Annotated in this window: 2 protein-coding genes; both read left to right on the plus strand. The window is 65.8% G+C overall.

Features of this window, described 5'->3' with window-relative positions; translation table 11 throughout:
- Positions 1-8: 8 nt before the first annotated feature.
- The gene (locus tag BMW49_RS21745; RefSeq protein ID WP_069520146.1) at positions 9-4,829 is read left to right on the plus strand and encodes a non-ribosomal peptide synthetase; all 4,821 of its coding nucleotides are present in this window, start codon (positions 9-11) and stop codon (positions 4,827-4,829) included.
- Between the two features lie 50 nt (positions 4,830-4,879).
- Complete coding sequence (locus tag BMW49_RS21750; RefSeq protein WP_069520147.1) at positions 4,880-14,359, plus strand: non-ribosomal peptide synthetase; 9,480 nt, start codon at positions 4,880-4,882, stop codon at positions 14,357-14,359.

The following is a 14,359-nucleotide window of genomic DNA, read 5'->3' on the forward strand; positions in this document are numbered from 1 at the left end:
GACAACCAATGCTCGATCGCCTGATGCATGGCTGCTGGCTGCGTGGAATTCGCCTGTCGGCGAGCGCGGGACGCTTGATGATTTCGGCCTCCTTGCCGCAGGCCCTGAGCGAGACGTTAGAGCGCGAGCTGCAAGCGCGCAGCAACGAAATCCTCGAGTGGCTGGAGTCGCACCCGGACTACTTCGAGCCCCGCCCGCTAACCGATAACGAGCAGGCGCTGTGGTTTTTGCAGCGTATGGAGCCTGACAACTGTGCCTACAACATTGCCTATGCGGGGCGGATCAAGGCCGAATACTGCTCTGCGGATTTGCCGCAACGCCTGGAGCAAGCCTGGCAGGCCGTTCAACAGCGCTATCCGCTACTGTCCAGCGCCTTTGCCGAGCGCGATGGCGAGTTGCTGCAGTGGGACAACCATGCCCAGCCACGGTCGCTGCAGTGTATTGATTTAGAGGCTGCCGACGAAGCTGGCCTGCAGCAACGGCTGGTCGAACTGGCCGATATGCCTTTCGATCTGCAGGCTGGCGAGGTCAGCCGCTTGCTGCTGCTGAACAATCAGTTGGAGGCGCGCGTCGAGCAAAGCCTATTGCTGGTGATCCACCATATCGCTGCCGATCTGGCGACCTTTTATATCGTCTTCAACGAACTCTTTGCGCTGCTCAATGGTGAGGCCCTGGCCCCCGTCGATCCTGCGGCGTACCGCACCTGGTGCAGTGAGCTGCATATCCGTAGCGAAGCCAGCGAGCCTGAGGAACTGGCTTGGTGGCAAACGCAACTGGCCGATGCCCCGGCCCTGGAATTGCCCACCGACTTCCCCTATGGCAGCAGCCAGGGTTTTGTCGGCGGTGAGCTGGCCGTGCGCTTCGATGCCGACAGCAGTGCCAGGTTGCGCGTTCTGGCCCGCAACTTGGGCGTGACGCCTTATGTGTTGTGGTTTTCGCTGTTCCAGCAATTTCTCGGTGTGATCTCCGGGCAGAACGATTTCGTCCTCGGCACCCCCAGTGGCTGGCGGCTGAAGCGCGGCCAGGCCGGATTGCCTGGCTACCTGGTTAACCCGCTGCCGATCCGCTGCCGTTTGCGCCAAGAGTTGTCCAGTGGCGACTGGGCAAAGCAGGTCGGCGCAACCCTCAAGCAAAGCCTGCAGCACCGTCACTATCCGTTTTCGCGTCTGGTCAAACAGCTGGATCTGCCCCGGCAGATGGGCAGGGCGCCTGTGTTCCAGCATATGTTTACCCTTAACAAAGAGCGCGAGGCACCGTTTGAGCAGCATTTAGAGCGTTTGCTGTCTGAACAGCGTGGCGCCGCCCACGAGCTGAACCTGGTAATCATCGACGATGAGGCCGGGTTTCTCGGGCGTTGGCGCTACAGCAAGGCGCTGTACCGGCAGGAAACCGTCGAGCGTTTTCGTGATCAGTTCATTGCGCTGGTTCAAGCGGTTCTCGAGCGTCCCGAGGTGCCCTTCACCGAACTCGACTGGCTGCCGCCCGCGCAGCAATCCCTGTTGCAGGGTGAAGAGACGCCGCTGCCGGCCGACGCTGCCTGGCAGGCCTTTACCCTGCAGTGTGCAGAGAAACCGCAGGCCATCGCCCTGGAAGATAGCCAAGGGCAACTGAGTTATGCAGAGTTGGCCAGGGCCGTGGTTGCCCGTGGCGAGCGCATGCAAGGGGCGCTGAGTTGGCTGGGCGAGCGGGTCGCCTTGTGTCTGCCGCGCAGTCGCGAGCTGGTGATGCACATGCTCGCCGCCTGGCAGTCGGGCGCGACTTACCTGGCGCTCGACCCGCAGTGGCCCGAAAGCCGTCTGCGTGACATCTGCCTGGACGCCATGCCGCAGCTGTGGATCGGCGTGGGCCAACGCCCCGATTGGTTGCCGCAGCAGGTGCACTGGCTACCCGTACCCAGCGGGCAGTTGTTTAGCGACGGGCCACTGCACGCTGCCCTGCCAGCGGATTTGCCGGCCTACGTGGTCTACACCTCCGGTTCCAGCGGCCGCCCCAAAGGCGTGGAAGTGACCCAGGGCAACCTGATCCACTACGTCACGGCCTGCCTGGCACGCCTGAACCTGTCCGCCGATGCCAGCCTGACGAGCCTGGCCAGTTGCGCCACCGATCTGGGCCATACCGCGCTGTTCGGTGCGCTGCTCAGCGGCCGGCGTTTGCGCCTGCTGGAAGAAGAGCTGGCGTTCGACGCCGAGGAGCTGGCGACGGTGCTCGGCCGGCAACCTGTGGATATGCTGAAGATCGTGCCCTCGCACCTCAATGCTTTGCTGGTGGCCAGCGAGCCACAGCGCTTGTTGCCGCGCCAATGCCTGGTGGTCGGCGGTGAGGCGTTGGCTGCCGAGCTGGTCGCGCGCCTGCGCGCCTTGGATCCGCAGTTGCGCATCGTCAATCACTATGGGCCCAGCGAAACCACAGTTGGCGTGCTGACCCACGAAGTCGAGGGCAGCCCCTCAGTTGCCGGCGCCACACTGCCACTGGGGCGGCCCTTGGCCAATGTGCAGGTCAGCGTGCGCGCGCCCGATGGTGCACTGTTGCCGGTGGGCGTCAGCGGTGAACTGTATGTTCAAGGCGCGACCGTGGCGCGCGGTTATTTGAGTGCTACAGACCAGGATCGCGCGCGCTTCGGCGAGCACGGCTATCGCACTGGCGACCGAGTGCGCCTCAATCATCAGGGTCAGGTGCTGTTTCTCGGGCGCCTCGACGAGCAGCTGAAAATCCGCGGCTACCGGGTCGAACCTGCAGAAGTGGCCGCGCAATTACGCGGTCTGGCGCAGGTTGAGGATGTGCGGGTACTGAACGTGCCGACGCCGCTGTCGGGCAATCGCCTGGTGGCTTTCCTGGTCGCGCCGCGCACTGCGCTGGCGGACATTCAGTCAGCCTTGCAGGCGCGGCTGCCGGACTATATGCAGCCAGCCCAGTGGCATTGCCTGGATGCCTTGCCCTTGCTGGCTAACGGCAAAGTCGACCGCCAGGCCTTGCTGCGCCAGGCCGAGCAGTTGCCGCAACGCACCGAGGCAAGCGATAACCTGCCGTTGAACGCCGTGGAAAGCGCCTTGCTGGACATCTGGCGCAGCCTGCTCGGCAACCCCGACCTGGGCCCGGACGATAACTTTTTCGCCCACGGCGGCGATTCGATCCTCGGCTTGCAGATCATCGCCCGTGCGCGTCAGCAACAGATCTCGATGACGCCCAAGCAACTGTTCGCCGAGCCGAGCGTGCGTGCCCTGGCGCGGGTGGTGGACACGCCGCAACGCAAGCGCGAGCACTGCCTGCTGGCGATTGCCCGGGAAATTCTCGACAAGCCGGATCTGCAGGCGGACGACAACTTCTTCAGCGTCGGTGGCGACTCGATCTTGAGTTTGCAGATCATCGCCCGGGCCAAGCAGCAGGGGCTGCAACTCAAGCCCAAGCAGATCTTCGAATTCCCCACGGTCAACGGTTGGGCCGAGCAGGCCAGCGACCTCGCCAGCGCGGCCGGGCAAGCCCAGGTCGATAGCGCCGAGCCGAGCGCCGCTTTCGCTCTGACGCCGATCCAGGCCTGGTTCTTCGACCAGCAGCAGAACACGCCGCACTACTGGAACCAGTCCCTGCTGCTGGCCGTTCACCAGCCGCTGGAACCGGTGCGCCTGGCCCAGGCGCTGGCGACCTTGCTGCAGCGTCACAGCAGCCTGCGGCTGATCTTCGAGCCGAGCGGGCAGGGCTGGCAGCAACGCTATCAGCCGCTGTCGGCGGACATGGCCGGCAAGCTGCTGCAGGTGGTCGAACAGCCGCTGGATGACGCGCTGTTGCAGCAGTGGCAACAAGGCTGGCGACTGGATGAAGCGCCGTTGATCCGCTGGGTGTATTTCACCGGCAGCGGGCATCTGCTGTGCACCGCGCACCATCTGCTGGTCGACGCGGTGTCCTGGCAGGTGCTGCTGGAAGAGCTGGAAAGCCTGTACCTCGACCCGCAAGCTTCGTTGCCGGCGGTTTCCACCCGCTTTGATCGCTGGAGCGAGGCCTTGCAGCGCCATCGTCTGCAGCCCGAGGTGCTGGCCCAGCGCGAGTACTGGCAGGCGCAGTTGGCCGAGGAGGGCGAGGTCACCCGCGACGTCAGCCTGTATGGCGAAAGCCGCACGCTGGAAACCAAGCTGTCCCTTGAGAAAACCGAATTGTTGCTGGGCGACTGCCATGGGGCCTATAGCACCCAGGTGCAGGATCTGCTGGTCGCGGCACTGGCTGGCGTGATCGGCCAATGGCTGGGACGCGAGCAGGTCACCCTGGAGATGGAAAGCCACGGTCGCAGTGGCTGGGAACAGAGCCCGGATCTGTCGCGCTCGGTGGGTTGGCACACCAGTCGCTACCCCTTGGCCGTGCCCGCTGCCGAGGACCCGGAGCAGTCGATCATCGCCGCCAAGGAGGCCCTGCGCCGGGTGCCCGAGCAGGGCATCGGTTACGGCCTGCTGCGCCTCGATCCACAGCATGGGCTCGGCGCGGCGTCGCTGCTCACCTTCAACTACCTGGGCCGGGTCGACCAGTGGCTGGGCGGCTCGCGCCTGTGGCGCCTGGCGCAACCGCTGTGCCCGGCCATGCGTGCCGACGACACCCGCCGCACCCATCTGCTCGACGTCACCGCCCTGGTCGACCAGGGCCAGTTGCACATCGAATGGCGCTACGCCCCACAGGTGCATGAGCAGGCCCTGATCGGCGCACTGGCGCAGCAGTTCCAGCAGTGCATCGAAGCCCTGCTCGAGCACTGCCTGGCGCCCGAGGCCGGACGCGCCACCGCTGCTGATTTCGCTGATTCGGGGCTCTCCGATGATGAGTTTCTCGGCTTGCTGGAGCAACTGCAATGACGACTCCGGCGTCCCCCACATCCCCCGTTCACGGCAAGGAACCCCTCGGCATGAACGACAAGGTCAAAGCACTTTCCCGCAATATCGAGGCCATCTACCCGTTGGCGCCCATGCAGCAGGGACTGCTGTTCCACAGCCTGCTGCACCCGGGCAAGGGCATGTACCTGCTGCAGTATCGCCACGTGATGGTCCTGCCGGAGCTTGATCTGGCGGCCTTCCGCCAGGCCTGGGCACAGGTGGTCGAGCGCCACGAGCTGCTGCGCACCTCGTTCGTCTGGAAACAGCAGAAGCGCCCGATGCAGGTGGTGCACAAGCAGGTCGAACTGCCGATCGTCTACGAGGACTGGTCGGAACTCGCCGAGCCGGAGCAGCAACAGCGTCTGGAGGACCTGCTGGCCGAGGAGCGTCGGCAGGGCCTGGACTTCACCCAGGCCCCGCTGATGCGCGTCAGGCTGTTCAAACTGGCGCCGGACACCTATCAGTTTGTGCGCAGCTACCACCACATTCTGATGGATGCCTGGTGTTTCTCGATCATCATGATGGACTTCCTCGACGGCTACCGCGCCGCCCGCGAAGGGCGCCGTCTGGAGCTGCCGAAGCCGCGACCGTATCGCGATTTTATCCGCTGGCTGGAGCAGCAGAAGCCCGAGGATCATCAAGCCTTCTGGCAACAGCGCCTGGCCGGTTTCGACAGCCCCAACCAGTTCGGCTTTGGCCATGCCGGGCGCGTGCAGGACGCCGCGGAGCCGGTGGAGGATTGCGTCGAGCAACTGAGTGTTGAGCAGACGCGTGACCTGCAGCACGCCGCCGGTCGCCAGGGCATCACCCTCAACACCCTGGTACAGGGCGCTTGGGCCTTGCTGCTGGCGCGCTACAGCGGCGACCGCGATCTGCTGTTCGGTATCACGGTGGCGGGCCGCCCGGTGCACCTGCAGGGTATGGACAGTATCGTCGGGCTGTTTATCAACAGCCTGCCGCTGCGCTGGAGCTGGCAGCCGCAGCAATCGCTTGGCGATTGGCTAAAGGCCTTGCAGAGCGAGAACCTCAGCCTGCGCGAACACGAAAGCGTGTCGCTGGCAGAGATTCAAAGCTGGAGCGAGGTGCAGCGCCAGGACCTGTTCCAGAGCCTGTTCGTCTTCGAGAACGCGCCGATCTCCGCCAGTTTGCGCCAGGGCCAGCTCGACTACCTGATCAGCGACATGGCCAACCGCACCCACACCAACTACCCGATCACCGTGGTGATAGTGCCTGGCGAGCGTCTGCATCTGCAGTTGACCTACCAGACCGACTGGTTCCTGCGTGAAGAAATCGAGCAGATGTTGCGCCACTTCCGCACGCTGCTGCTGAATATGGGCAGCGCCCTGGCCACGGACGCGGACACCCCGTTGCAACGGATCGGCATGCTCGATCAAGCGGAAATCGCCCGCCAGCAAGAGTGGGCCAACGGTGGCCTGGCCGCAGATGCGCAGCAATTGCAGCCCTTGTATATCGAGCGCCTGCAGCAACAGGTGCGCCAGACGCCCGAGCGGATCGCTGTGATGCACGGCGAGCAGAGCCTGAGCTTCGACCAGTTGAATCGTGCGGCCAATCGCCTGGCTCGGCACCTGCGTGAGTCCGGGGTGCAGTCCGGTGACCTGCTGGCACTGCTCGACGAGCGCGGCCTCGACCTGGTGGTGATGATCGTCGCCACGCTCAAGGCCGGCGCCGGCTGGCTGCCGCTGGACCCGCGCAACCCGCCCCAGCGTCTGGCCCAGGTGCTCAAGCAAAGCCGTACACCGCTGTTAATTCACAGCGTGGGACAGGACGAATTGGCGGCGCAGGCCCTCGCACAGCTCGAACAGCGTCCGGCAGCGATCTGCTACGAACCGGCGGTTCTGAGCGGCTACAGCGATGCCGACCTGGATATTCCCGTGCATGGCCTGTCGCTGGCCTACTGCATCTTCACCTCGGGTTCCACCGGCACGCCCAAGGGCGCGATGGTGGCCCACGCCGGCATGCTCAACAATATCCTCGGCAAACTGCCGGGGCTGGGCCTCGGCGCCCGCGATGTGATCGCCCAGAGCGCGCCACAGTGCTTCGATATCTCCGTCTGGCAGACCCTCGCCGGGCTGGTGCTGGGCGCGCGCACGGTGATTCTCGGCGACTGTGTGGTGCAGAACCCCGAGGCGCTGGCCGAGGCCATCGTGCGCCATGGCATCAGCATTCTCGAAGCGGTGCCGTCGCTGATGCAAAGCCTGCTGGACGCCGGGCTGGAGCGTTCGTCCCTGCGCTGGGTGCTGGCCACCGGCGAGGCACTGCCGCCGGCGCTGGCGCGGCGCTGGTTTGAGCGTTACCCGGGCATTCCGTTGATGAACGCCTACGGGCCCGCCGAATGCTCAGACGACGTGGCCTTTCACCCGTTGCTCGAACGCCTGCCGGAATCGCGCAGCAACGTGCCGATTGGTCGTGCCACCCTGAACAATCGTCTGTACCTGTTGAATGCCGAGCTGGAGCCGGTGCCGCGTGGTGCGGTCGGAGAAATCTTCGTCGCTGGTGTCGGTGTCGGCCGCGGCTATATGGCCGATCCGGCGCGCACCGCGGCGGTGTTCCTGCCGGACCCGATCGCCAACGACGGCAGCCGTCTGTACCGCACCGGCGACCTGGCGCGCTTTCTGCCCAATGGCGAGCTGGAATATGTCGGCCGTACCGACCATCAGGTGAAAGTCCGCGGTCACCGCATCGAACTCGACGAGATCGAAGCCTGCCTGACCCGCTACCCCGGCGTGCGCGAGGCGGTGCTGCTGGCCCGCGATGACCAGCAACGGGCGAAGGTGCTGGTTGCCTATGTGGTCGCCGAACCACAGCCGTTGATCGAGTCGCTGCGCGAATTCGTCCTGGCCAACCTGCCGCCCTATATGCTGCCCAGCGCCTTCGTTCTGCTCGAACGCCTGCCGCTCAACGCTAACGGCAAGATCGACCGTAAGGCCCTGCCGGCTCCCGATTTCGCCGCTCAGAGCGAGGCCCGCTATGTGGCGCCGCGCAGCGAGCTGGAGGCGCAACTGACCGAGGCCTGGCAGAGCGTGCTGGGGCTGGCCCGGGTCGGTATTGAGGACAACTTTTTCGAATTGGGCGGGCACTCGCTGCTGGCCACGCAACTGATCGGGCAGATCGGCAAGCTCAGCGGCAAGGAGTTGCCCCTGCGCGTGGTCTTCGAATGTCCGACCATCGCCGCCATGGCCGCCTGGCTTGAACAACAGACCGCCAGTGCGAAACCCTCGCCGACGCTGCTGCCGCGCCCGGCGCAACTGCCGCTGTCGTTTGCTCAGCAGCGTCTGTGGTTTCTCCAGCAGCTCGAGCCGCAGAGCCCGGCCTACAACCTCTCCGGCGCGGTGCGCCTGACCGGTGAGCTGTGCATCGCCGACCTGCATGCGGCTTTGCAGACGCTAATCGACCAGCATGAAATTCTGCGTACCGGCTTCAGCAGCGACGGCGGCGAACCTTCACAGGTGATCCTCACCAGCGCGGCGTTGCAACTGCCGTTGATCGAGGTCGACAGCGAAGAGCAGCTGCACGCGCTGCTGCGCCAGGACGCGATGACCCCATTCGCCCTGGAAGCGGCGCCCTTGCTGCGCGCCAGCCTGTATCGCCTGGCGCCGCAGGCATTCGTTCTGGCGCTCAATTGCCACCACATAGTCGCCGATGGCTGGTCGTTGCAACTGATCATCGACGGTCTGTGCCAGCACTACCGCGAGTTGCGTCAGGGACAAAAGCCGCTGCTGGCGAGTCAGCCGATGCAGTACGCCGACTATGCCCTGTGGCAGCGTCAGTGGATGGACAGCGCCGCCTGCCAGGAGGAACTGAGGTATTGGCGCGAGCAGTTGTCCGGGGAGATTCCGGTGCTCGACTTGGCTGCGGATTTCCCTCGACCGGCGCACGCCAGCCAGGCCGGCGGGCGCGTCGAACAACGCCTGCCGGAGGCCTTGGCGGCCCGCCTGCGGGCGTTCAGCGGCAGTCACGGCTGGAGCAATTTCATCCCCCTGCTCGCCGCCTTCCAGTTGCTGCTGCGCAGCCGTAGCGGCGAGGACGACATCCTCGTCGGCGTGCCCGCGGCCAACCGTCACCATGCGGCTCTGCAACCGTTGCTGGGTTGCTTCGTCAACACCCTGGTCTATCGGCAGACACTCTCCGGCAAGGCCAGCCTGCTGCAACTGATGAGCGAGCTGCAGGCCCTGTCGGTGGCGGTGCAGTCCCATCAGGACCTGCCTTTCGACTACCTGATCGAACAGCTCGGCATCCCCCGCCAGGTCAGTTACAACCCGTTGTTCCAGGCCATGTTCAACTACTTCCCGGGCAATGCCCTGGAGCGTTTCGAACTGACCGATGTGATCGCCGAGCCGCTGGACAATCGTCCGGACAGTGCACTGTGCGACCTGCATCTGGATGTGCGCGACAGCGAGCACGGCATCGCCCTGAGCCTGCAATACAGCAGCGAGCTGTTCTGCGAACAGACCGTGCGCGCCATGCTCGAGCAATACCTGGCGTTGCTTGATGCGTTGCTCGAACAGCCACACCAGGTGCTTGGCGAGCTTGCCTGGCAGCCCGCCGAACGAGCGCTGGCGCGGCTGCAGGGCAACAGCCTGGCCGGCCATGAGGATATTCTGCAAGCCTTCGAGCGCCAGGTTGCCCTGCAGCCCGAAGCCATTGCCGTGCTGGCGGGCCACGAGCGGCTGAGCTATGCCGAACTGGACCGCGCGGCCGAGCGTCTGGCCGCCGCCTTGCAAGCCCGTGGCGTCGGCGTCGAAGATCGGCTGGCGCTGCGCCTGCCGCGTGATGCGCGCCTGCCCATGGCCATGCTGGCAATCCTCAAGAGCGGGGCTGCCTATGTGCCGCTGGCCGAGGACACGCCGGCGGAACGCGGCCGTTACATCCTCGCCCATGCGCAACCCAAGCTGTGCCTGGGCAACGCCTCGGCGCTGGTGGAACTGGCCGAGTGGAACAGCGGCGTCGAGTTGCTGGATATCGACGACCTGGCCGCGACTGCGGCCTATCGCGCACCGGCGCTGCACCGCGAGCAGCTCGCCTATGTGCTCTACACCTCGGGCTCTACCGGCCAGCCGAAAGGCGTGGCGATCAACCGCGGCAACCTGATGAACCTGATGCTCGGCGTGCAGCAGGCGCTGCCGCTGAGCGCCCAGGACCGGGTGCTGGCGCTGACCACCGCAACCTTCGATATCGCCATCGTCGAACTGCTGCTGCCGCTGGCCCAAGGGGCCAGCATCCTGCTTGCGGATCGCGAGCAGGCGCGCGACCCGCAAGCCATCGATGCGCTGCTGGAAACCGGGCAGCCAACGGTGATGCAGGCCACCCCGGCCACCTGGCGCATGCTGGTGGCGCATACCGCGCGCAGCTGGCAGGGCGTACGTGCGATTTCCGGCGGCGAGGCGCTACCCAGCGCCCTGGCCGAGGCCATGGAGCAGCGCGGCGCGCGAGTGATCAACGGCTATGGGCCGACCGAAGCGACCGTCTACAGCACCTTCGAGATTCGCAACGGCAACAGCGCTGGCGCCGAAGTGCCGATCGGCCGGCCGCTGGCCAATACCGCCGCCTATGTTCTGGATGCCGATCTGCAACCGGTGGCACCGGGTGTTTCCGGCGAGCTGTACCTGGCCGGGGAAAATCTGGGGCGCGGCTATTTCGCTGCGCCGGGCCTGACCGCCGGCAGTTTTCTGCCCGACCCCTTCGTGCCCGGTGCGCGCATGTACCGCAGCGGTGACCGGGTGCGACGTAACGCCGAAGGTGGCCTGGACTACCAGGGCCGTCTGGATTTCCAGGTCAAGCTGCGTGGTTTCCGCATCGAACTGGGCGAGATCGAAGCCTTGCTCGCCCGTGTCCCCGGGGTGCGCGAAGCGGCCGTGGCGCTGATCGGCAGTGGTGAAAGCGCCCGGTTGGTGGCGTATTACTCGGTTACTGACGCAGGCAGCGCCTTGAGCGATGCCGCGCTGCGCGAGCAACTGGCAGTGCGTCTGCCGGACTATATGCTGCCGAGCCAGTTCGTCCGCCTGGACGCGTTGCCGCTCAGCAGCAGCGGCAAGGTCGAACGCAAGGCACTGCCGGCACCGCTACAACGCGACGGCCATAGTGGCGGCGCGCTGTCGCAGCCATGGCAGGCGCAACTGGCCGAGCTCTGGGAAGAGTTGCTTGGTTGCGGCGCCGTCGGCAGCGAGGACAACTTCTTCGCCCTCGGCGGCCATTCGCTGTTGGCGGCGCGCCTGGTGGCGCGGATCGCCGAGCGGCATGGGCGGCGCTTGCCGTTGCGTGCGGTGTTTGAGCGCCCGCAGCTGGGCGAATTGGCCGCCTATCTGGCCGATGCTGGCGACAGTGAAGCCGAGAGCGTGCTGCGGCCCTTTGCCGAGGCCACGGCTGCGTTGCATTTCACTCAGCAGCGCCTGTGGTTTCTCGACCGCTTGCAGGGCGATACCCAGGCCTATCACCTGTCCCTGGCATTGCGCCTGGGCGGCGTCTTGCAACCCGAGGTACTGGAACGCGCCCTGGCCCAGTTGGTTGAGCGCCAGCACAGCCTGCGCACTGTCTTCAGTGAAACAGCAGAGGGCGCGCGGCAGCGAGTCGAATCCTTTAATACCGAGCTGTTGAGCGTCGAGCGGCTTGAGCACGACGAACACTCGCCAGCCTTTGCCCGTACCTTGAGCGAGGAGGCGCAGCGCGCCTTCGACCTGACTGCGCCGCCGCTGTGGCGCGTGCGCTTGTACCAGGGCGAGGAGCGCTGCGTGCTGCAGGTGACCCTGCACCACATCATCGCCGACGCCCGCTCGCTGGAGATCTTCTTCGACGAGCTGCAACGCCTGTACCAGGCCGAGCTGAGCGGAAACCAGGCGGCGCTGGCGCCGCTGCCGTTGCAGTTCAGCGATATCGCCGCCAGTTGGCAGAGCCCCCAGGGCCAGGCCCGCATCGAGGCGCAACTCGACTACTGGCGGCAGACCCTGGCCGGCGAGCCGCCAGTGCTGGACTTGCCGACCGATCTGCCGCGTCCTGCCGAGCAGGGCTACAAGGGCCAGCGCCTGCGCTTCGAGCTGCCGGCCGGGTTGGTCGAGCAGCTGCGCGACAGCGCCCAACGCCATGGTCTGACGGCGTTTGCGCCGCTGTTGGCGGCCTGGAAAGTCCTGCTGGCCAGGCACTCTGGGCAGCGCGAACTGTGGATCGGCTTGCCGGTCGCGCAGCGTCATCAGGCCCATACCGACAACCTTATCGGTTATTTCGCCAGCACCCAGGTGCTGCGCAGCAACATTGATCCGCAGCAGTCGGTGGCACGCTTCTGGGCGCAATTGCAGGCCACTCATCTGGCCGCCCAGCAGCATGCCGACGTGCCGTTCGAGCGCCTGGTGGAGGCGCTGCAAGTGCGCCGTGACCTTAGCCACACGCCGCTGTTCCAGGCGCTGTTCAACCTGATCCAGCGCGACGGTGTGGCAGCAGTGGGCCAGGGTTTCGCCGGGCTGGCAGTGCAGCGCCTGGATGTGGAAAGCGCCAGCGCCCTGGTGGATATCGGCCTGCATATCGAGCAATACGGCAGCGACTGGCAGTGCGTGCTGGAATACAACACCGAGCTGTTCCTCGCCAGCACCGCGCAGCGCTATGCCGACGAATACCGCTACCTGCTTGAGGGCATGCTGGCGCAGCCCGAGGCGCGGCTGTGGGACATCGACCTGGCCAATGCCGATCATGCCCTGGTCAGCCGCCCGTGGAACCTGCCGGCGCAGACCCTGAGCGTCGAGGAAGACCTGATCGCCTGTTTCGAGCGGCAGGTCGAGCGCACCCCGGAGGCGCTGGCCGTCGATTGGCAGGGCGCGCACTACAGCTATGCCCAGCTCAACGCCCAGAGCAACCGTCTGGCCCATTGGCTGCGGGGCCAGGGTGTCGGTTGCGATGATCTGGTGGCGGTGTGCCTGAGCCGCGGCCCCTGGCTGCTGCCGACCCTGCTGGCGATTCACAAGGCCGGTGCGGCCTATCTGCCGCTCGACCCGCAGCACCCGGCCGAGCGCCTGCGCTTTATTCTCGGCCATGCACGTCCGTCGCTGGTATTGAGCGAAAGCGCCTGTGCCGAGTTGTTGAGCGGCGTCGACAGCCAGTTGCTCGATCAACTGCCGCTCGGCGAGCAACCGACAAGCAACCCGGCGCTGGCGGTTCAGCCGTTGCAACGCGCCTACGTGATCTACACCTCCGGCTCCACCGGCACGCCGAAGGGCGTACAGGTCAGCCGTGGCAACCTGAGCAATTTGCTCGCCGGTCTGGATCGGCAGTTGCCGCTTGGCCCGGCAGATGTCTGGCTGGCGAGCACCACCTATGCCTTCGATATGTGCAAGCCGGAGCTGTTCCTGCCCCTGGTCAAGGGCGCGGCGATCTTGCTGGCGCGCCGCGAACAGGTGGTCGATGGCCATCAACTGTTCGAGCTGCTGCGCCGCGCAACGGTATTCCAGGCGACGCCGGCTGGCTGGCAGATTCTGCTGGAAACCGGGCGTGACGACTGGCCAGCCCTGCGCGGCCTGATTGGTGGCGAGGCGGTGCCGGCCGAACTGGTGGGTGCGCTGCAGGCCCGCGGCGTAACCCTGATCAACGCCTATGGCCCGACTGAAACCACGGTCTGGTCAACCACCCAGGCGCTGCGCCAGGTGCCGACCGGGGTCGCCGATATCGGCGCACCGCTGCTCAACACCCGCTGCTATGTGCTCGACGAAACCCTGCGTCCGGTGCCCCTGGGCAGCACCGGCGAGCTGTATATCGCAGGCTGCGGGGTGACCCGCGGCTATCAGCATGCCGCCGCGACCACGGCTGCGGTGTACCTGCCCGATCCTTTTGCCGGTGAACCCGGCAGCCGCATGTACCGCACCGGCGATCTGGTGCGCCGGCGCGGTGACGGCCGCCTGGCTTATGTCGGTCGCGCCGATTTCCAGGTCAAGGTGCGTGGTTTCCGCATCGAACCAGGGGAAATCGAATCGCTGCTGCGCCGCTACCCCGGCGTGGAAGAGGCGGTGGTGATGCTCGATACCCGCAGCCACAGCCTGTTCGCCTGGCTGCAGGCCGCGCAGCCGGTCGATGACGCGGCCCTGCGCCGGCATCTGGAAAGCCTGTTGCCGGGCTATATGGTGCCTGCCGGGTTTATCCAGGTGCCGCGTTTGGCCCTCAACGCCAACGGCAAGATCGACCGCAAGGCCCTGCCCGCGCCGCAAAGCAGCGCTGTGCAAGGTGTGCCGCCGCGCAACGCGCTGGAGCAGGAACTGGCCGAGCTGTGGCAGGAGCTGCTCGGTGTGCCGCAGGTCGGCGTGCTCACCAGCTTCTTTGAGCTGGGCGGCCATTCGCTGTTGGCGATGCGCCTGATGACCCGAATCGAAAGCCGGTTCGGGGTCAAGGTCGAACTGCGCAGCCTGTTCCATAACCCGACGATTGCCGGCCTGGCCGAGCAGATCGACAACCCGCAGCGGCCCTCGACCGACCAGGCGCTGGATGAAATGCAGCGCCTGCTGGCAGAGATGGAAGACTAA

Source organism: Pseudomonas cuatrocienegasensis, from assembly GCF_900110925.1.
Lineage (GTDB): Bacteria > Pseudomonadota > Gammaproteobacteria > Pseudomonadales > Pseudomonadaceae > Aquipseudomonas > Aquipseudomonas cuatrocienegasensis.